The 20,132-nt window shown below is 49.1% G+C and carries 16 protein-coding genes; 7 read left to right on the plus strand and 9 right to left on the minus strand.

The annotated features are described in order from the left end of the window. Positions 1 to 20: 20 nt before the first annotated feature. Positions 21 to 851 (minus strand): crotonase/enoyl-CoA hydratase family protein, encoded by an 831-nt coding sequence (locus ACY2RQ_RS02475; protein WP_490111371.1) that lies wholly within the window; start codon positions 849 to 851, stop codon positions 21 to 23. 118 nt (positions 852 to 969) lie between these two features. Here ACY2RQ_RS02475 and ACY2RQ_RS02480 point away from each other — a divergent pair, with 118 nt between their 5' ends. Beyond that, on the plus strand, positions 970 to 1,890 hold the full coding sequence (locus tag ACY2RQ_RS02480; protein WP_490111372.1) for a 1-aminocyclopropane-1-carboxylate deaminase/D-cysteine desulfhydrase: 921 nt from the start codon (positions 970 to 972) through the stop codon (positions 1,888 to 1,890). Between the two features lie 51 nt (positions 1,891 to 1,941). Here ACY2RQ_RS02480 and ushA read toward each other — a convergent pair whose 3' ends face one another. The 3 genes from ushA to ACY2RQ_RS02495 all read right to left on the minus strand — a co-directional run bounded on the left by ushA (position 1,942) and on the right by ACY2RQ_RS02495 (position 6,127). Beyond that, entirely contained in the window at positions 1,942 to 3,513 is a 1,572-nt protein-coding gene (gene ushA, locus ACY2RQ_RS02485; RefSeq protein ID WP_490111373.1) for a bifunctional UDP-sugar hydrolase/5'-nucleotidase UshA, read from the minus strand. Between the two features lie 113 nt (positions 3,514 to 3,626). Then, entirely contained in the window at positions 3,627 to 4,931 is a 1,305-nt protein-coding gene (locus tag ACY2RQ_RS02490; RefSeq protein WP_490111374.1) for an OprD family outer membrane porin, read from the minus strand. 236 nt (positions 4,932 to 5,167) lie between these two features. Then, positions 5,168 to 6,127, minus strand: a complete 960-nt coding sequence (locus ACY2RQ_RS02495; RefSeq protein WP_490111375.1) for an RING finger domain-containing protein — start codon at positions 6,125 to 6,127, stop codon at positions 5,168 to 5,170. A gap of 380 nt (positions 6,128 to 6,507) precedes the next feature. Here ACY2RQ_RS02495 and ACY2RQ_RS02500 point away from each other — a divergent pair, with 380 nt between their 5' ends. After that, positions 6,508 to 7,854 carry a hypothetical protein gene (locus ACY2RQ_RS02500; RefSeq protein ID WP_490111376.1) on the plus strand — a complete coding sequence of 449 codons (1,347 nt, stop codon included), beginning with the start codon at positions 6,508 to 6,510 and terminating at the stop codon, positions 7,852 to 7,854. On the opposite strand, the gene ACY2RQ_RS02505 is transcribed toward ACY2RQ_RS02500, so the two are convergent. Continuing rightward, entirely contained in the window at positions 7,851 to 9,575 is a 1,725-nt protein-coding gene (locus ACY2RQ_RS02505) for a hypothetical protein (protein WP_490111377.1), read from the minus strand. The genes ACY2RQ_RS02500 and ACY2RQ_RS02505 overlap by 4 nt on opposite strands. 274 nt (positions 9,576 to 9,849) lie before the next feature. On the opposite strand from ACY2RQ_RS02505, the gene ACY2RQ_RS02510 reads away from it, so the two are divergent. The 5 genes from ACY2RQ_RS02510 to bamJ all read left to right on the plus strand — a co-directional run bounded on the left by ACY2RQ_RS02510 (position 9,850) and on the right by bamJ (position 15,347). After that, positions 9,850 to 10,956, plus strand: coding sequence for an acyl-CoA desaturase (locus ACY2RQ_RS02510; RefSeq protein ID WP_490111378.1), 1,107 nt, complete (start codon positions 9,850 to 9,852; stop codon positions 10,954 to 10,956). Positions 10,957 to 11,279: 323 nt separating this feature from the next. After that, positions 11,280 to 12,299, plus strand: a complete 1,020-nt coding sequence (locus ACY2RQ_RS02515; protein WP_490111379.1) for an amino acid ABC transporter substrate-binding protein — start codon at positions 11,280 to 11,282, stop codon at positions 12,297 to 12,299. 127 nt (positions 12,300 to 12,426) lie between these two features. After that, the gene (locus tag ACY2RQ_RS02520) at positions 12,427 to 13,635 is read left to right on the plus strand and encodes an amino acid ABC transporter permease (protein WP_490111380.1); all 1,209 of its coding nucleotides are present in this window, start codon (positions 12,427 to 12,429) and stop codon (positions 13,633 to 13,635) included. Positions 13,636 to 13,645: 10 nt separating this feature from the next. Next, on the plus strand, positions 13,646 to 14,785 hold the full coding sequence (locus ACY2RQ_RS02525; RefSeq protein ID WP_490111381.1) for an amino acid ABC transporter permease: 1,140 nt from the start codon (positions 13,646 to 13,648) through the stop codon (positions 14,783 to 14,785). An 88-nt stretch (positions 14,786 to 14,873) separates the two neighbouring features. Continuing rightward, positions 14,874 to 15,347, plus strand: a complete 474-nt coding sequence (gene bamJ, locus ACY2RQ_RS02530) for a BamJ family beta-barrel-assembly machinery protein (protein ID WP_490111382.1) — start codon at positions 14,874 to 14,876, stop codon at positions 15,345 to 15,347. A gap of 511 nt (positions 15,348 to 15,858) precedes the next feature. On the opposite strand, the gene ACY2RQ_RS02535 is transcribed toward bamJ, so the two are convergent. The 4 genes from ACY2RQ_RS02535 to ACY2RQ_RS02550 all read right to left on the minus strand — a co-directional run bounded on the left by ACY2RQ_RS02535 (position 15,859) and on the right by ACY2RQ_RS02550 (position 20,132). Further along, positions 15,859 to 16,614: a M91 family zinc metallopeptidase gene (locus ACY2RQ_RS02535; protein ID WP_490111383.1), complete on the minus strand. Its 756-nt coding sequence runs from the start codon at positions 16,612 to 16,614 to the stop codon at positions 15,859 to 15,861. A gap of 247 nt (positions 16,615 to 16,861) precedes the next feature. Continuing rightward, on the minus strand, positions 16,862 to 17,590 hold the full coding sequence (locus ACY2RQ_RS02540; RefSeq protein ID WP_490111569.1) for an amino acid ABC transporter ATP-binding protein: 729 nt from the start codon (positions 17,588 to 17,590) through the stop codon (positions 16,862 to 16,864). Positions 17,591 to 17,807: 217 nt separating this feature from the next. Next, positions 17,808 to 18,905: an amino acid ABC transporter permease gene (locus ACY2RQ_RS02545; RefSeq protein WP_490111384.1), complete on the minus strand. Its 1,098-nt coding sequence runs from the start codon at positions 18,903 to 18,905 to the stop codon at positions 17,808 to 17,810. A gap of 15 nt (positions 18,906 to 18,920) precedes the next feature. Next, a complete protein-coding gene (locus ACY2RQ_RS02550) occupies positions 18,921 to 20,132 on the minus strand; it encodes an amino acid ABC transporter permease (protein WP_490111385.1) in 1,212 nt (403 codons plus the stop codon).

A 20,132-nucleotide genomic window follows, 5' to 3' on the forward strand; every position in this document is an offset into this window, starting at 1 on the left:
GTTAATTCTATTAATCGTTCTCAGAACAGAACGCGGTTAATAAAGGGACGTGGTTCCTTATCTTTTCCCGCCAGTCCGTTTTTCAGGGCTATTTGCTGATTCTTGCGCCCCATCAGCCTCATCTGTATCCAGCGTTCCCAGAGCAGAGAACGGCGGTCACCGGCATTCCAGGTTTTCCTGAACAGGAGTTTGGTGGCAGCAATGGCGTCGGGGGATTTCTCGCAGAGGGTTTTTGCAAGAGCCTCGGCTTCTGCCAGTGGCGAGTCGCTCAGGCGGGTAACAAAGCCGTACTCGCTGGCTTCCTTGCCGGTAAAAATACGACCGGTCATGGTTAGCTCCTGGGCGATATCGTAGCGGGTCAGGGCCTTCAGGGCTGTGGTGGCGCTCATATCGGGTATCAGCCCCCACTTGCTCTCCATAATGGACCAGCGGGAATCCGGCGTGGCTATGCGGAAATCTGCACCAAGAACAATCTGCAGCCCGCCTCCAAAGCAGTTACCGTGAATGGCGACAATCACCGGAACCGGCAGGGTTCTCCAGATGTAAGCAACACGCTGAAAGGCATTGGAAGATGTCCAGGGCAGCTTGGCGAACAACCGGGGAACCATCATGGGATTCTTGCCCACATACCCGAAGTCCAGGCCGGCACAGAAGGACTTTCCTTCTCCTGAGAGGATAACGGCTCTGATAGTTCTGTTTTTGCGTATCTCTTTGGCTGTGCTGATCAGTTCTCTTATCAGTGGTTCATCCAGGCCATTGTGTTTTTCGGGGCGGTTCAGTGAGACTCTGGCAATATGATCGTTGATCTCAACCAGAACCCTTGGCTTTTGTGGGGACGCTGCATCGGACATCTATATAAACCATTGTCATTATTGTGGCCGCATCATTTCATAAACAGGCCGGTGAAAACCAGAAAAGTCTGCGGGCGTACCATTATATATGGAAGCCATAGAGGGTAAGTCAGTTGTAATGGATAATATATCCCTGTATCACAGCTTGAATAGCACAATCATACCGGTTCAGTCTGTATCTACAGGCTGGCTCAGGAACTCAGGAATATCACTGGATATTCTGCGTCTTGACCAGCTCCACCCGGATATCAGCGGTAATAAATGGTTTAAGCTCAAAAACCATCTTCATCAGGCATTCTCCACAGGTCATAAAACGATTCTGAGTTTTGGGGGAGCCTGGTCTAACCATATTCATGCTTTGGCGGCAGCTGGAATACATCTGGGTTTTCCTGCTGTGGGCGTGATACGGGGAGAAAGGCCAGCGATACTCTCCCCTACCCTGCTGGATGCTGAAAAATGGGGAATGCGTCTGCATTTTATATCCAGGCCGAGCTATCGGGAGAAAAACTCAGACCCGTGGCGAAAAATGCTGCTGGATACGTTAAATCTGTCTGCCTCTGAAGCCTGGTGTGTACCGGAAGGTGGTTCAGGGGAGCTGGGCGTAAAAGGTTGCGAAGATATTCTTACCGCCGGAGCTGTCAATGGTCAGGATTATGATGAAATCTGGCTGGCTTCAGGAACTGGCGCTACGGCAGCGGGAGTTATTCGTTCTGTGCAGGGTTCAGCCTTTGTTCGCAGTATTGCTGTCCTGAAAAACGCCCACTGGATGATGGATGAGATTGGCCAGTACTTATCTAAGGACTTAAACCACTGGATTGTAGAAACAGAAGCACACTGTGGCGGCTATGGAAAAACAACACCGGAACTGCTGATTTTTATTACGTTATTTGAACAGGAAACGGGTGTTCCCCTGGATCAGGTTTATACAGGAAAAGTCGTATATGCCTTATCGAAGAAGATTACAGAAGGAAAACTGAATAAAGGAAGTCGGGTGTTGTTTATTCATACGGGTGGGTTGCAGGGAAAGCGGGGGTTATAGGGTAAGGAGGACAGGAAAGCCATGAATAAGGCTTTCCTGAACAGATAGAGATTATTTGCGAATTACACCCTGTGGTTCAAAATCCGCAGTTTTCAGCGGGGAGTTCTTTTCAACAAACTCACGCAGAACATCCGCATCCACAAAACCTGTATCAACAAAGCCTGGCTTGTCGCTCAGTTTGGGGTATTTGTCACCACCGCTGGCAGAGAAGCTGAGAATAGCCATATTGTAGGTTTTACCCAGATCAATGGCTTCACCGCCAATCTTGACGTCGGATACTTTGCCATCAGCGATGACCATCTCGATACCGGAGAAATGGGCAAATGCACCGCTGTTGGTGGGCTTCAGGGCAACAACATTCAGGTAGTCGATCACTTCCTGGCCGTTCATTTCTACCGTGGTCACAGTATTGCCGAAGGGCAGAACCGTCAGGACATCCTTGTAAGTTATCTCACCGGAATCAATGCTGGCACGAATACCACCGCCATTCATGGTGGCGAAGTCAGCGCCGGTTTTCGCCATAAAGGCTTTGTTCAGCAGGGTTCCCAGGTTAGTGGGCTGGAAGCGGACTTCCTTACGTTCACCCATCAGGCGTTCGTCAACACTGCCCACTTTCGCCTGCACAAGCTTGGCCCCCTTTTCCTGATAAGGCGTCAGTAGTTCCAGCATGGCTGAGTCTTGGGGGATTTTAACCTTGGCTTTCTTCGGGTTAACCGGAATCAGTTTGTAATCAACAAGGGTCAGTTCGCCGTTTTTGAACTCAAAGTCCGCGCGGCCAACATATTTACCCCATTCCTGAGCCTGAACAATATAGGTACCGTTCTGCTGGTCCGGTTTGAACAGCGGGTCCTGGGAGTGACCACCAACAATCAGATCAATGCCGTCTACATTACGGGCCAGGGTCACATCGCCGGGAGCGTTTACGCCAAAACTACCATTGGCGTAATGACCCATATGGGTGGAAGCGATAATGATATCGGCTTTCTTTTCCAGTTCGGGAACCAGTTTGGAGGCGACTTCAACGGGAGATTTAAACGCAAGGCCGGTAACATTTTCCGGGCTGGTCTGCTTGGGAGTATCTGTGGTGGTCAGGCCCATCACGGCAACCCGCAAGCCATCAAACTCGAAAGTGGTATAGGGGTTAAACAGAGGGTTGCCGGTTCTTTCATCAATGATATTGGCGGACAGGAACGGGAAGTCAGCCAGTTCCTGCTGCATGTTCAGAACATCCCGGGAGTTATCGAATTCATGGTTACCAACGGCCATGGCATCGTAGCCCAGCATATTCATGCCTTTAAAATCGGGCACTGCGTCCTGCAGATCTGACTCGGGTACACCCGTATTGATGTCCCCACCGGAGAGTAGCAGAACATTGCCCCCGTCCGCTTTCACTTCTTCACGAACCTGGTTAACCAGTGTCATACGGGCAGGCATACCCCAGCGGCCTTTACGATCCTGCCAGAAGCGGCCGTGGTGATCGTTGGTGTGAAGAACAGTCAGTTTGTAGGTTTTATCTTTCTGATAGGTGGTTTCAGGCGTTTGTTGAAAAAAGGCACAGGCACTGACGGAAAGGGCAAGAGCTGTCGCAGTAAACAGCTTCAGGCCACGATGCATCGATAGCATGAAAATATCCTTGTGAGATGGGATTTTTATTACCATCCCGCTCCGTCGGATAAACGGAGCGGGTTGCACACATTAACAAAGCCAGGAGTCAGAGTTCCTGACGGGAATCACAATCAGAACTTATAATCCAGGTAAACGCGTATCTGGTTTTCGTCGGACTCACCGGGAACATCGTCCTGGGTGTAAATGCCGTAGCGAACACGGGTGCTCAGACCCTTGTAGTTCTGGAACTTGTACTTAAGGTCAATGGCGTGTTCCTTCTCGGAAGCGTCTCCGGCCACCTTGCCGGTTTTGCTGTCCACAACATTGATGCTGGAACCCTTACGGAATTTGTAATCAAGGGTCAGGCCGGGGAAGCCCAGCTCCTTGAAGTCGTAACCCGCGCCTATAGCGAAGACTTTTTCACCATCCCAGTAAAACTCTTCAACCAGGCCGGAGTTGGTCCAGGTGTTCCATGCGCCGTAGGAATATTTACCGAAATCATAATAGTGACGGGCGGTCTTATAGCCGGAACCTGTCTTGTTGTAGGTATCAGCCTTGGTATAACCCAGACCGGCACGGATATAGGCGGCACCAAACGCATATTTTACGTTGAAATCATAGGTTTGGGCTTTGCTGCCAAAACCGTTGCCGCCCCAGCCGCCAGTACCGTCCCACAGCTTGCCGTTTTTCTGGGAAATATGGTAGTTGGCTTCCGGGGTCAGGGTATTGCCGTTAGCCAGTTTGAACGGGTACTTGGCAATAAGCTGATGACCTTTGACATACTCTTTGGCAAAGCCATTGGTGTATTTCAGTTTCAGACCATTGGCAAATTTGTAGGAGGCTTCCATGCCGATGATGGAATCAATGCGCTTGCCATCATGGGTTTCCATATGCTTCATGCCTGCGGTATCACGGGGCAGTACAGCATTCACCCAGGCCACGCCAATATTCAGGCCGTGGTAGTTGAAGTCAGTGTCGATACCCTGCCAGGAGCTGGGAACAGAACGGGAGCCGGAGCCAGAAATCAGACCGGTGTAAATACGGGTACGGCCGGCTTTGAAGGACATACCTGCATTCTTGTCGCCGAACTTACCTTTCAGATAGGCCTGACCCAGTTTGCTGAAGCCTTTTTTATGCCCGTAGGTCAGCAGGTTTTTAGGGTCTTTACTGTCACCGTCGTCGATGGCCGCGACGCCATAGTAGGACGCATCGAACCCTATAGTGTCGAAGATATAACCGGATTTCACGGTAACAACAGCACTTGCGGTCCAGGCACCGGTGTCGGATTTTCCGTCTTTACGGTCACCATGAATATAAACGGTGCGCAGCTTACCGCTGACGGTGGCATCTTCGTAAAAGTTTTTAAAGTTGGCTTGTGCGGAAGAAGCAGCAATAGCGGCTGCAATAGCTAAAGGCAGGGTACTCTTATGGTACATCTTTAACCCATGGTCTTATTTGAGTGGTGTGTTTTTACTCTGCAGACCACGCACTGAAATGTTCATTTGAACACGAATCTGGCGTTTCCCCAGACCGCAGAGTCTGTTTTTGTTCGTAATATGTTGTATATAACAGTTCTGAACGACTGCGGATGCTATTACTTTTTATATATATTTGCAGCACAAAAACGCGAGCTTTTCGTATTAATTGTCTAATTATTGATTCTTGTCAGCCCTTACCAGGCCAGCCCCAGAAAGTTCTGAAGAAATATGTCCTGATAAGGGTTAACGGGGAAGTAATCGGGCACGTAAGAATGCCTGGAATATAGAGCGGGTTGGCAGAAATAGTCATCTTCCCACGGGGAAAGGAAAGAACCTCCAAAGCCATAATTACTTCTGCAGGTGCTGTAAGCATCGAAAGGATGCAGTGCTGGTGGAGAGGTATGGTAGTAACCATTAACGTTATAGAGAGGAACTTCAATCAGGAAGATATCACCTTCGTCTTCTATATTGTCGTCTTCATCTTCAAAGTAATTGTCGTCTATAAAGTATTCCGTATGCCCTGATTCAGCAGGAGTTGGCGCAGTGGTGGGGGGCGTGGTGGTGGGGATGGTGTCTTCCGGTAAGTATGCCGGTTGCTGTGGCTCATAATCCATAACAGGGGCAGCTGTATCCTGTTGAATCAGGTTGTATTCAGCACCCCACAGCATATTCACCAGTTCGTTTATAAAATCTGCGCCTGAGTCTGTATAAAAGGGGCTGTGGAAGAAAAATGGCTGTTCCCTGTTTCCCTGGTAATGAGGCTGGGGGGAAGGTGTATTGTTGTGGTCCAGGTCACATTGCCACAGGGCATCATTTTCCCGCTCATTGATATTGTCAGTCCGGCGTCTTTCCGGGCGCATAGCCTCCCTGCCACGGTGAGTATGATTGGCATTGAGTTGCTGGTTAAGGTGCTTAATCTCTCTGTCTGAAATCGGTTTACGGCAAGTGGGGCAGTCGCTGCTTCCCTTGGACAGAAGGTCGTTCACACAATCCCGGCAATAGGCATGACCACATGACAGGCGAACATGGCGGCCATCAGGGGTTAAGCCGTATTTATTGTCATTATCAAGAATTTCGTGGTCAGCAACATCCATGCCTTCAAGACAGATGGCGCAAGTACGTGATGCTGAATGTGCAGGGCTGGCTCCTGGCATAACGATTCCTCTTCTTCCCAAGTTGTTTCTTGCGCTGTTTGACAAGAGAAATGGGCTGGAAATTCAGGAAGTAAGGCTAATCGTCAGTAATATTGACTTGTCTGTTATTTATCGTCTTTGAATTCCGGAATGATAAGTACATGTTTCAAACAGATAAATTTCGGAAATTACGGAACCATGACAATTCATACGGCAGTTCATACGACAACTTCTTCGACCCTGGAGGTTAACAGGATACTCCCTGCTGCTTCTGGGTAAGGCCATACTCTTACCTGCCTTGTTCAGAAAACCTGACAGTCAGGTTATTACTGGGGAGGAACTTCTCTTTTGTTGACAGTTCTTACTGAAGAATAACTCTGTTATGTTGTCAGGAGAGAGCTATGGCTGCCCCTATCAGACCCGCCCCTTTATTTCCAATATCATTGGATGATGTGGTGGAATCCACATTCACACGGAAACGTAAAAGAAGCACTGTGACTGTAGAGGAGCCAAAAGCCCTGGGACGAGTGGACTCCCAACCAGTGGAGGGTACGGATGTTACCAGGAGAAAAGTGGCCAGGTCTGACAGTGGGAATTCTGTTCATCAGCAGTTGCCGGCCCTGGAAGCTGTCTTTCCTGATTCCTCACAGCTGACGCAAAGGATCGTTCAAGATCATCTTGAGAGTGTATACCAAAGCCATGGACTTGAAGCAGCCATGGGCCGGCTCTTTGATATCAATATTTACACCGGACATATAAAGGACTGGGAGCAGGGCCAGACCCATTACTCCTACAAACATCGTACCAGGGGCATGACCTATGAAGCCTTTATTGACCACAGAAGGACTCAGTACTCCCTTAACTACGCAAATATAAAGAAAGCTCAGTTTCCCGGAAGGGCAAAGTGCTGGATATGTCCCGAAAATATCGCGGACCAGAATAATCCAAAAAATGAGAAAATGCGGGCTTTCTTTCTGGAGATTAACGGTACACGTTATTTTCTCCATCCATCTCCGTACCCTTATGGTCCAGGGCATCTGGTGTTTATTGAGGAAGACCATAAGTGGATGCATCATGATTTCAAAAGTCTTCAGGATCATATGGCAGTGCTGGATGAAGCGCCTGGCTATATGGCCTGTCAGAACGCCCATATTCCAGGCGCTGGCGCGACAATTCCCCAGCATCACCATGTGCCGTTAATGCGTAAGGATAACCTTCCTATTGTAAACGCGAAGGTTTGTCCAGAGCCCCACTGGAGCTATGGTGATGTCGATGTTCATCTTCTGGATCATCCGTTTACCACGATACAACTTTCATCAACGGATAAAGATCAGCTTGCCAGGATGGCAGAAGCCTGGCTGGAACAGTGGAAACATGGTGGCGAGAGCAGGGAGGATAAATGCTCGCGTACGGGCACTTATCTCCTGTACAGAGATGGTGACAGATATCGCATACTCCTGTTCCTGAGGGATGTCAGGTGCATGCCTGGGAAAGAGTTCCTTGAATTAAAGAAAGAGTACTGTGGTTATATAGAACTTGGCGGAAAAATTCTTCTGGCTGACAGGGTTGTGGAGGAAGAGGATGAGCTTATGAAAGCGCATCTCAAAGACCCGCGGTTTATGTTAAGGGTGATAGAGCAGGGATTAAGAGAGCTTGATCCACTGCAAAAACCCGGCGCTCCGACTGTTGATGAGTGTTTCAGGATGACGGTTAAAAGACTGGAGGAGGAAAAGGTATCAACAGGTTAGGGCTTATCAGAAGGTTCTTCGAGAATACTGACAAGAGTGCTGCTACCTCGCTCTTTATTTTCCGAGACCATTTTCACCATATTCCGGACTCTTTGAAACTCTTTCTTTGACATGATACAGCTTCTACCTGAACACCAGTCCGAAGAGGTGAAATGGTGAAACAGGTTTTCTGCATCTTTGCCGGTTCCCTGGCCAAGCTTCTTGATAATAATATCTATAAGCTTTTGGGCTTTTGACCGGTTGCTGTTATCCAGGGGAACAGGTCTGACCGGGGGTAACTGCAGGGGGCGGGATAATCTGCCTGCCAGGGACAGTGCCAGTCCCGGGTGGTCTTTAAGAGTCTCTGCGGTAAGTTTAGTCTCCGGGTACTGGGACTGGTCTTCTGCCATAAACTCATATCTATCCGGTCCACTTAGGGCTTCCCGTGTTGTCCTGTATGCTTCCATAAGTGCCTGTTGCCTGGTGTTAGCCAGTGATGTATCAGAACCACTGATGGCTGAAATCTCAGAAAGAGAAAGTAATGGTTTCCCTTTAAACATGCTGCGCAGGAAGCGCTGCTTCAGAGTTCTGACATCCGCTAGAACAAGCTGGTCTTTAAAGGCATAAAAAACCGACTGTTCCGGTCTGTACTCCGCAGGAGCCTCGAACACTTTTATCAGCCAGTTAATCTGCTTTCTCTGATCTCCCGACAGAAGGAAAGGATAATTTTCAAGGATAAAAAGCTCTATCGACCGTGGATTATGAAGCTGATTCCGCAGGCTGGCGTACGTGGAAACAAGGTTTCTGGATAAAACCTGATTTGTCCTGACCGATGAACTGGCCAGAATGGTCAGGAATGCTTCCGAGAGAGTTTCTACAAGGTCAAGATTATCTGCCAAATGGTCGAGGGTCAGATCCTCATCGAAACCCGAACTGTCATTTGAGTCTGTTATTGAGATTTGCTCCAGTCGGTTCATCAGATTCATGACTGACAGGACTGGAGGGTTGAGAGTCGTGTGTGTTTCTTCACCTTCTGTAGGAGAGGAGTGATCCATAAACTGCGACTCATCAGAGACTGGTGAAGAGATAACGGAAGGGGTTGCTGCAGGAGAGTCTTTTTGTATCGACAGAAGAGCGTTAAGGGGGTGACGAACCCAGTACTCCATTAACAGCTTGATTGGTAAGTGAAACTCTCTGATATGGTCCGTATAAGTGATTTTCTTTTCTGTTAAATATTCTGGTAACTCTCTCCAGTGCTTCAGAATACTCATAGCCATACTAAGGGCGGCATTGTCCCGGGTTCGTGCCTCTGTACGCAGTATATTTCTGGCGCATCGCCATTTGCTCAGGCAGTAGTTCATGGCGCAGCAGAGTCGGCTGTATGTTTCTGGCTTCTTTGGAAGGGGAGCCTGGAAAATAATATCAACAGGGTCAATATCCTCGTTCCAGACAGGGGACTCGGCATCCTGGGCCAGAATCTGGATCAGGGCATCCGGTTTTATGTTCTTGAGGGCTGCAATTTCCTTCCTTATAACGTTAGAAAACTCTCCCCGGGATGTTGTGGATACATAGCCTCGGTCAGCGGCAAGAAGTTCTCTCCAGGCCACAACAGAGAGGGAGGTATCAGAAAATTCTCCCCCAAAACTTCCTGAAGTGAGAACAGACAGAAACAGGAAAACACCAAGGGCCGTGATCCATTGCATCCTGGCAGACAAGCCGAAGGCAGAGGAGTGCAAAGCCATTTATATTTCACCGTTTGTGTTATTGGATAGACTAAAATAGTCAAGAGAAAAAAAATTGCATAAGCAGTCTTCGCAAAAGTATAAAAAACATAAAAATAGGTTTTGTGGACTGGCTGATGAAGAGTTCAGGCTCAACCCTTACTTGATGTATATTTGTGGTTTTAGTGATTGATGAAAACCAGTTACTGGATTTTGTGACAAATAGAAACAAACTTTCAGGCAGTTTCACGTACTATACGACCATGAAGTATAAAAGGAAGTTAAGAGAGTTCTAATGCAAAAACCGCCTTTGATTGCTGTTACCACACTGCTTTTCTCCTTCACGTTTCTTGTGGCGGTAACGGCTGTTCCCTGGTATGGAATAGTTCACGGCTACGATGCCTTTGAGTGGGCCATGTTTGCCGTGGTCTTTATGTTTAATGGCACAGCGATTACAGCCGGGTACCATCGTCTCTGGTCACACAGGGCTTACAAAGCTCACTGGAGTCTCAGATTGTGGTTTGCTCTCTGGGGTGCCATGGCAGTTCAGAACAGCGTACTGCACTGGGCTTCCGGTCACCGCCGTCACCATGCCCATGTGGACGACTATGATAAAGACCCTTACTCCGCCAGCCGGGGTTTCTGGTTCTCTCATATTGGCTGGATGCTGCGCTCTTATGATAAAAAGTCAGGGGATTTCTCCGGTATCAAGGATCTGCAGAAAGACGCCATCGTGATGTGGCAGCACACGTATTATGTGCCTATTGTGCTGGCGATGAACTTTGGTGTGCCTCTGTTGCTGGGACTGTGGCACGGAGATGTGCTGGCCAGTCTGTTGCTGGTAGGTGTTCTGCGCCTGGTTATTTCCCATCACAGCACTTTCTTTATTAACTCCCTGGCCCATATCTGGGGGCGTCGTCCTTATACCGACAGAAATACTGCCCGGGATAATGACGTTCTGTCACTGTTTACCTGGGGTGAGGGTTACCATAACTACCACCATATTTTCCAAACAGATTACCGCAACGGTATTCGCTGGTGGCAGTATGACCCGACTAAATGGATTATCTGGACTGCTTCCAAACTTAAGCTGGCTTCCGGTCTGAAAAAGGTGAATGAATACAGAATCCAGAAAGCTCTTCTAACCATGGAATACAAGAGAGCTGAAGGAAGAATGGGCTGTGAAAAAACGCTGGCCCAGCTGGAAGAGCAATATGAAGCCATGCTGCACACCCTGAAAGAGTGGGCAGATCTGCGCCAGCAAAAGCTGGAAGCCAAGGCCGAAGACCTGAGAAAACAGTGGGAAGCTTCAGAAGCCCACACTCGCTACTGCGAACTGAAAAAAGCCCTTCAGGAACAACAGGCCCGCTGGTATCTGGCCCGTAATGGTCACTTGATCTGATTGTTCTTTGTTTAACAGGTGGCAGAGAATTCTGCCGCCTGACCCTTTACCCTCCAGTCCTCTCTCTTCTTCTCTCCTCAGCCTTCAGGCTGTTATAAAGTTGCAACATAAATGCAATACCATTTCATCCCGTTCGCTGTAGATGGGTGCCATATACAAACAGGCACCTGATTTGCAATGTCAGTTCCGACTTTGGTGATCCCGCAGTCAGACAGTGCTATGCATACCGAATGCATACATTATTTTGTACTTACGTACTTTTTAACTGTGCGCAGTCAGAAAGATAGATAGAACACCAGGAAAAATGCGAGAGTAATATAGTGATGAAATCATGGAAGCTTCTTACTGCCAGTATCCTTGGCCTGACAGTGCTGGCGGGTTCTGTCAGCGCTTCAACTCTGGAGACAGTTCAAAAACGTGGCAAGCTGCTGTGTGGTTCCAATGGTAAGACCCCTGGCTTTTCCGCTCCGGATTCTAAAGGCAAAATGGCCGGCTTTGATGTGGATTTCTGCCGTGCAATTTCGGCGGCAGTTTTCAATGACCCGGACAAGGTTGAGTACATTCCCCTGACCTCCAAGCAGCGCCTGACTGCTCTGCAGAGCGGTGAGGTTGACGTTCTCAGCCGTACCACCACCTGGACTATGAGCCGCGATGCAGGCATGGGCCTGAGCTTTGCCGCTACTACCATCTACGATGGCCAGGGCTTTATGGTACGCAAGGATCTGGGGGTGAAATCCGCTACTGAGCTGAACGGTGCTTCTGTTTGTACCCGTACCGGCAACACTTCTGAGTTGAACCTGGCTGATTACTTCAACAAGCACAACATGAGCTACAAGCCGGTTGTTTTTGAAGACCGCTCCGAAGAGCGTGCGGCTTTCTTCAGCGGTCGCTGCGATGTTCTGACAGCAGATCGTATTGCGATGGCCGGTATTCGTACCAACGCGCCGGGCAACCCTGATGATTATGTCATCCTGCCGGAAATTATCTCCAAAGAGCCTCTGTCTCTGGCCGTTCGCGCCAATGACCCCCAGTGGTTCTCCCTGGTTCGCTGGATCGCTTACGCACTTATCAACGCTGAAGAGATGGGGATTACTTCTGCCAATGTTGAGAAGATGAAGATGAGCAAAGATCCTGCCGTTCAGCGTCTGCTGGGTGCCAACGGAAACCTGGGCGAGAAGATTGGTCTGGATAACGGCTGGGCTTACCGTGCCATCAGTGCTGTGGGTAATTACGGCGAGATTTTCGAGCGTAATGTCGGCCCTGAAACTCCGCTGAAAATCGAGCGTGGCATGAACAGCCTGTGGAGCCTGGGCGGCATTCTGTACGCACCGCCCGTTCGCTAAAAAAATTCGTTAATAACTCACGCAGTTACGTGACGTTTTAATGAAAGAGACCGAAAGACTGGCTGCATTTGATTTTGAGTGAATGTGGCTGGCTTTTCGGGTTGTAGTCTCCCGGGCAGGTTGTTTAATGTACGACAATAGCAATTCAGCCGGCATCACCGGCCAAAGGGCGCTAAGCCCTCCCCGCACACATTTCTGGAATGATCCTAAAATCCGCTCACTGATTATTCAGGCTGTAGCTTTTCTGGTTATTGCCAGTACCGCTTATTATCTTGTTTCAAATCTGGTTACCAACCTGAATGCCCGGAATATTCCCATAGGGCTGGGCTTCCTTGCTCAGCAGGCCGGGTTTGATATTGGCGATACGATTATCGCTTACTCCTCCAAAGACAGTTTTGGCCGCGCATTTATTGTTGGCCTTGTGAATACCCTGAGAGTCAGTCTTGTAGCTATTGTTCTGGCGACAGTGATTGGCGTAATAATCGGTGTTGCCCGGTTATCTCCCAACTGGCTGGTAAAAAATTTAACCCGTATTTATGTTGAGTACATGCGTAATGTGCCGTTGATCCTGCAGTTGTTCTTCTGGTACGCATTATTTACCCATGCCCTGCCCGGTACCCGGCAGGCTTTAAGCCCTGTTCCCGGAATATTCTTCAGTAACCGTGGTTTATATATTCCGGTGCTGGAAGCGAATGCTGATTTTTATCTGTTATTGGCTGGACTGGTTGTTGGTATTGCCGCCGCATTGTTTTGGAGCAGGCGGGCCAAAGTGATTCAGCGGGACAGCGGACGACAGTTGCCTGTTTTATTGCCTGCGGTTGGTTTAATCGGCCTTGGCGCACTGATTGGCTGGTTATGTGGGCCGGAAAATATTGTTATCGATATGCCTGCCCTGAAAGGCTTTAACTTTGCCGGTGGCGCGGAAATTACCACGGAGTTTCTCTGCCTGCTGGTGGGACTGGTGACCTATACCAGCGCATTTATCGCAGAGAATGTACGCAGCGGTATTCTTGCTATCAATAAAGGTCAGCAGGAAGCGGCCAGCTCTCTTGGTTTGTCTCCCATGCGCAGCCAGCGGCTGGTGATTCTGCCCCAGGCCCTGCGGGTGATTATTCCTCCCACCACCAGCCAGTATATGAATGTGATAAAGAACAGTTCCCTTGGCGTGGCGATTGGCTACCCCGATCTGGTTTCTATCGGCGGAACAACCCTGAACCAGACTGGTCAGGCGGTGGAGTGTATTGCTCTGATTATGCTGGTTTATCTGTGTACCAGTCTGAGCACCTCACTGTTTATGAACTGGTACAACGACCGTGTGGCTCTGACGGAAAGGTAAGGAAAGAATTATGGCTGTTATTCATGCTGAACCCTTACCAGCCCGCCCTGTGCCGGTAAGAAGTAGTGGACTGGTATTCTGGCTGAAAACCAATCTTTTCAGTTCACCCTTGAACACGCTGCTGACCGCTGTTTGCCTTTACGGACTCTGGCTGTTGCTACCGGGTTTAGTGAACTGGTTTTTTATTAATGCCACCTGGGGCGTTTTGGGCGCGGAAGGAGATGCTGCGGATATCACCAAACAGACCGTGGCCGCCTGTAAGGACGCTGGTGGAGCCTGCTGGTCCCTGATAACCGTAAAACACCGGTTTATGCTCTTTGGCTTTTACCCCTATGAAGAGCAATGGCGCCCCTTGGTCACCAGCATGCTGCTGATTGCCATGATGCTGACCAGTGGCATTCGCGCCTTTTGGAAGCCCTGGCTTCTGGCTGCCTGGCTGGTAGTGGTCACACTGAGCTTTATCCTGATGGGCGGAGGTATATTCGGATTAAGTGATGTACCTACCAGTAAATGGGGAGGTTTGCCGCTGACACTGGGGCTGGCGGTGATTTCCGTATGCTTTGCTTTGCCTCTGGGCGTTCTGCTGGCCCTTGGGCGCCGTTCAGAGATGAACCTGATTCGTACTGTTTGTGTTTTTTATATCGAACTGGTGCGGGCGGTGCCGTTGATCAGTATTCTGTTTATGGCTTCATTCCTGCTGCCTTTGTTTATGCCGGAAGAGCTGACCATCAATAAGCTGCTTCGTGCCCAGGTGGGGGTGATTATTTTCTCGGCGGCTTATATGGCAGAGGTGATTCGCGGTGGCTTGCAGGCGATTCCCAAAGGTCAATATGAAGCGGCTGATGCCATGGGGTTGAGTTACTGGCAGGCGACTCGCATGATTATTTTGCCCCAGGCGTTGAAAATTTCGATCCCGCCCTTGGTCAGTACCATTATCAGTACCTTTAAGGACAGCTCACTGGTGGTGATTATCGGGCTGTTTGATGTTCTTAATACCGCACGGGTCGCCTTTAGCGCTGATCCGCCCTGGACCCCCTACTACATGGAAGCCTACTTTGTTGGGGCAGCGATATTCTTTGTGTTCTGCTTTGGGATGTCCCAGTACAGCCAGTGGCTGGAAGGCCAGTTGAATACCGGTCACAAGAATTAACTCTGTATTGGCTTCCACAGAAAATGTGGGAGCCAAACCCTTTTGATTTTGTTACAACAGGCACCAGCACTCATTCTGGGGAATAACCATGTTTAAAATACTTGCAGTTATTATTATTGTTGGGCTGGTGGTTTTGTATATGAAGCGTATGTCCAACCAGAAAAAAGCTGCGCTGGAGAATATCGCTCTTGGCAAAAAATATCTGGAAGACAATCAGACTGTTATTGGCGTAAAGACGACTGAATCCGGCCTTCAGTACACGGTTTTGAAAGAAGGAACCGGTACAGAGCACCCTACTGCCACCAGTAATGTCACCGTGCATTACCATGGAACCCTGATTGATGGTCGGGTGTTTGATAGCTCTGTAGACCGTGGGCAGCCCATTGCTTTTGGTCTTAATCAGGTCATTAAAGGCTGGACAGAAGGGGTTCAGCTAATGGTTGTTGGTGAGAAAACCCGTTTCTTTATTCCCAGCCGGCTGGCTTACGGAAATGATGGTGCAGGGATGATTCCTCCCGGTGCTACGTTGATTTTTGATGTTGAGCTGTTGGAAATAAATTAATTTATAAACTGAGGGTAACTTTTCAAGTGCAGGAAGAGGGAAGCTGCGCAATATACTATATTGGACTGAGCCGAGACGCTTTCCGCGTTTCCAGAGCGGTAGAGGGTAGACTGATGAGGCGTTTATTTCTGACTGGCTTGTTTTCTTTTGGTACATGCATGGTTTTAACGCTCAGCCCTTTTGCTGTTGCAAATCACAGTTGCTCCAGCGATGAGTATTGTCAGGTTCTGGACAGTTGTAGTATCTCTCAATGCCCGGATGGTACGGGATTATGGGATGTCCGGTGTGGGTCGGGTACATGCCTGATGCAGTGTGATGATGGTGTTGGAAATGTCCTGAGAGAAAGCTCCCCTTGTTAGGGCCTGCTTTCCCACAGTGTCGTATCACCTATCCTGATATGAAGAAAGCCGAACCTGTTAAGAAAAATATTGGTGAGTAAGAAAAAGGGCTGCCTGTTGGCAGCCCTTTTTGATAAGAGCTCGGACGTCAGCGAATATATGGCCAATTATGATTAGTCATTGTCATACCCTTCTATAGCTTCCAGGTGTAATCTCCTGGATATAACATGTGGAGCATCTGACATCTGAGAACAAATGAAGGTGTGATCCGTTTCGAATGTGTAATACTCTCGCGTTGGCAACCCAGCTTCCCGCCGAATAGCGTTTTCACTGATTCTGGTGTTCGCGTAAACACCAAGTCCGGTAGTGTACATTTCTTCCCGGGCAACAGAGACTTTGCCGGGAACATCCACCGTTTCGCTATGATTTGTCCCGCTGAGAGTGTGCCATGCGTGTATGAGCTCATGGGCCAATACAATCCATGTTGGTGTCGGGATGCCACAAAGCCGAGTATAAATTCCAGCGCTGCGGTCATCGTTGTGCATGTCGATGCTCACCTTACTGCCCGCCCCGGCAAACTGGAACTCACGGTCTCCGAATTTCTTTGCAATGCGATACTTGTCCTGAATATTACCTGAAGCGCCGGAGCTGGCTCCTTCATTTTTAGAACTTGGTCTGAAGTAGATCGTTACCGTCCGGTCATTTCCGCTGCCGTGGGTGCCGACTCCCTCATTGCGTTTGCCAATGAGTTTTAAAAGGTCTGCGCCAATAGTTGTTGCGTTAATTCTGTCAAGATCTCGCACACAATTGGCATAGAATGAATGTTTCTCTCTTATATATTGATTACCGGAGTAGAGAGGTTGCCCATTAAACCGCTTCTTGCCGTTTGGTTCGATGAGAATGCCTTTAAATCGGGTCGGTCTGGCCATGAGATAATCCTATAGTCTTCCTTTCTATGAATCAGTCGCATACTGCTGGAATTTTTTAGTTCAATAATATCTATGTTCGCTACTGTAAAACGAAAAAACAAGAGTTGGTGAATCCTTTAAAGGGCGGGGAGAGAGGTTAGATGCCAGTGGTAACCCGTGGGATTATGGTGACACAGTATCTGCTGTTAAAAAGCAGGAAAAGTACAGGTAGCGTTTTGATTCTGCCTGTACTTCAATCAAGAAACCGTCAGTGGCTGAGGATCTGGCTGAGGAACAACTTAGTTCTTTCAGACTGAGGATTATTAAAGAAAGGCTCAGGCGCGTTCTCTTCAATAATCTGTCCGCCATCCATAAAGATCACTCGATTAGCCACTGTACGGGCAAAACCCATCTCATGGGTTACGCAGATCATGGTCATGCCCTCTTCCGCCAGCTCAACCATAACGTCGAGCACTTCCTTGATCATTTCCGGGTCAAGGGCTGAGGTTGGTTCATCAAACAGCATGACCTGCGGGTTCATACACAGACTGCGGGCAATGGCTACACGCTGCTGCTGTCCGCCGGAAAGCTGTCCCGGGAACTTGTTGGCCTGATCCGGTATTTTCACCCGCTCCAGGAATTTCATGGCGATCTCTTCGGCTTCCTGTTTGGGTATTTTATGAACCCAGACAGGTGCCAGAGTGCAGTTTTCCAGTACTGTCAGGTGGGGGAAAAGATTAAAGTGCTGGAACACCATGCCCACATCCTTACGGATATGTTCAATGTTCTTCAGATCGTTGGTCAGGGTGACACCATTAACATCAATAATACCTTCCTGATGCTCTTCCAGCCGGTTGATGCAGCGGATCATAGTGGATTTGCCAGAACCGGACGGGCCGCAGACAACAATACGCTCACCCTTGGTGACGGTGAGATTAATATCCTTCAGCACATGAAAATCACCGTACCATTTGTTTACCCCCTGCAGGGAGATCATGGTTTCAGCGGGGGCGTCATCAGTGGCGCTTTTTACTGGTTGTTCGAGTTCTGCGTGCATAGCGATTTTCCTGTTACCCGGCCGGAACTGATTGGCCGGGCCTTCTGGTTATTCGGTGACGATTCTATGTCTTATTTATGACCGTTTGTTTTCGATGGAAATGTCTGCATGTTTATATCTTCAAACAGACATTTCCCGGCTTTTACTATGTGTACCCCTACTGCTTATGCCCCGTATCCAGTTTGCGTTCCAGATGGTAGCTGTAGCGGGATATGCCAAAGCAAAACAGCCAGAACACAAAGGAGGTAAAGACGAAGCCTTCAATGGCGACGTTGGGCCACTCCACCGAGGCTATGCCCGCCTGCATGACCGCCAGCAGATCAAACAGTCCGATAATCAATACAAGGCTGGTGTCTTTAAACAGTTGAACAAAGGTATTCACAATGCCGGGAATCGAGATCTTCAGCACCTGAGGCATAATCACCAGTCGCATACCCTGCCAGTAACTCAGGCCCATGGCATTGGCCGCTTCGTACTGACCTTTGGGCATAGCCTGCAGACCGCCCCGAATAACCTCAGCAATCAATGCCGCTTCAAACAGGCTGATACCAATCATGGCCCGAATCAACTTGTTCAGTTCAATGTCACCGGGCACAAACAGGGGCAGCATCACCGAAGCCATAAACAGGATTGTGATCAGAGGAACGCCACGCCAAAGCTCAATAAATACGGTACAGAAGGAACTGATGGCCGGCATACGGGACTGTCGGCCCAGGGCTAGAAGAATGCCCACAGGCAGAGCAATTACCATGCCTACCAGTGACAGCACCAGGGTCAGCATCAGGCCACCCCATTTGTGGGTGTCTACGATTTCCAGCCCGAAGCCGCCGTGCAGCAGCAGAAAACTGGTGGCCGGGAAACCGGTCAGGAACCAGATACCGCCCCACAGACGTTTGGGCATCTTGTCCCAGAGAACCCAGACCAGAACCGCAGTCATCTCCACAAAGAACAGGTTGACCCGCCAGATCTGGTCATCGGGGTAAAAGCCATAAAGGAACTGCATAAATCGGGCATTAATAAATACCCAGCAGGCACCTTCCCTTGAGCAGGCATCCTTGGTGGTTCCGATAAAGTCCGCATCAATAAATACCCACTGAATCACTGGAGGCAGAAACCAGCCAAGAAAAGCCAGCCCGGTGATGGTGAGAACTGTGTTTAACGGGGATGAAAACAGGTTAGCCCGCATCCACCCAATAACCCCCCGGCTGGATGCTGGTGCAGGGCGGGCAGGAATCGTACTTTCGTTAATGATCATAATGTCCTTTCCCGCTTACCGCTCAACCAGCGCCATACGTTTGTTTAACCAGTTCATAAACAGCGATACCAGCAGGTTCATGGTGAGATATACGGCCATGGTCATAAATACAATTTCAACCGCCTGACCGGTCTGGTTAAGGGTTGTACCCATAAATACATTGACAAGGTCAGGATATCCGGCAGCGATGCCGAGGGATGAGTTCTTAATCAGGTTCATGTAATTGGTGGCAAGGGGAGGAATCACGATCCGCATGGCCTGGGGAATCACTACCAGGCGCATGGTCTGGCCATGGCTTAACCCCAAAGCGCCAGCCGCTTCCTGCTGGCCTTTATTAATGGCTTCAATACCGGCCCTGACGTTTTCCGCAATATAAGAGGCGGTGTAAAGGCTCAGGCCAAGGAGCAGAGCAATCAACTCAGGGATAACAGTAAAGCCGCCACGGAAATTAAAGCCTTTCAGCTCTGGAACTTCCCATGTGACCGGTTGGCCGGTAATAAAATAGACCAGAACCGGCAGACCGATAATCAGCCCCAGCCCAATACGGAATGACGCCAGAGGCTGACCTGTTTTAATCTGCCTTTGTTTACCCCAGCGAGCTATGGCAATGGCCAGGACAACTGCGGCAATCAGTGCCACAAGTATCAGTGATGATCCTTCTTCAAAAACCGGAGCAGGAATATACAGCCCCCGCATATTCAGGAAGAACATTTCCCCAAAGGCCATGCTCTGCCTGGGGGAAGGTAATGTGCTGAGAACGGCGATATACCAGAACAGAATCTGCAGAAGAACGGGAACATTCCGGAATATCTCGATATAAGCGGTAGAGAGCCTGGCAATCAGCCAGTTGCTGGAAAGGCGCCCGATGCCTACCAGAAAACCAATAACGGTAGATAAAAACACCCCGAGTACGGCAACAAGGGCAGTGTTCAGCAGACCAACAATAAAGGTTTTACCGAAGGTATGAGTCTCGTTGTACTCAATCAGGCTCTGGAGTATGCCAAAGCCGGCTTCATTAAACAGAAAATCAAAACCCGTGGTGATGCCACGCTCTTCAAGATTTTGGGTGGTATTGTCAATAATGGTGACAAAGAAATAAGCCAGAAGCCCGATAAAAAGCAGTTGGAAAAGGACGCTGCGGACTTTAGGGTCATACCAGAAGCGCACGCCGCTTGAAGATTGTGGCGCTGCCATGGTGGAGCTGTTTACAGATATTCTTTCAGACAT

The sequence above is a fragment of the Parendozoicomonas sp. 209JJ7-1 genome (genome assembly GCF_058147085.1).